The sequence below is a fragment of the Rhizobacter sp. P3_B12 genome (assembly GCF_056402895.1).
The window spans coordinates 1-603 of sequence record NZ_JBFUGN010001721.1 but is presented as its reverse complement, the minus strand read 5'-3'; the positions used below and the strand labels follow the sequence as shown (position 1 = coordinate 603).

Genomic DNA, 603 nt, shown 5'->3' with positions numbered 1-603 from the left:
ACGCCGGGCCGCTGCACCCCTACACGCGGGCGCTGCTGTCGTCGATGCCGTCGATGGACCCGGACCACCGCACCGAACGGGCGCTGCTGGCGGGCGATCCGCCGAACCCGATCGACCCGCCCGCGGGCTGCCGCTTCCATCCGCGCTGCCCCGACGCCGCACCGGTGTGCAGCCAGCGCGCGCCCGTGCTGGCAGAACGGCGCGGCGCACACACCGTGGCCTGCCTGATGCACGAACCGGACAGCGGCCACCCGGCAGCGACCTAGGACCAAGCGATGGAAGAGCCGATGGTGGAACTGCATGACCTGGGCGTCGTCTTCTCCGGCGGACGCACGCCGGTGCAGGCCGTCAGCGGCGTCAGCCTGCAGGTGCAGCGCGGGCAGGTGCTGGCGCTGATCGGCGAATCGGGTTCGGGCAAGAGCGTCACGCTGCGCACGCTGCTGCGCCTGCATCCCGAGCGGCGCACCCGCATCAGTGGCAGCGTGAAGGTGGCGGGCCGCGACGTGCTGGCGATGTCGGCCGGCGAGCTGGCGGCGTTCCGCGGCAAGGTCGCGTCGATGATCTTCCAGGAGCCGCTGCTCGCGCTCGACCCGGTGTACTCGG

The 603-nt window shown here is 72.8% G+C and carries 2 protein-coding genes; both read left to right on the top strand.

Annotated features, from left to right (window positions below):
- Positions 1 to 266, top strand: a 266-nt coding sequence (locus tag AC1D01_RS37875; RefSeq protein ID WP_477875122.1) for an oligopeptide/dipeptide ABC transporter ATP-binding protein, incomplete at its 5' end; no start/stop codon positions are given.
- Positions 267 to 287: 21 nt separating this feature from the next.
- On the top strand, positions 288 to 603 hold a 316-nt coding region (locus AC1D01_RS37870; protein ID WP_477875124.1), incomplete at its 3' end, for an ATP-binding cassette domain-containing protein.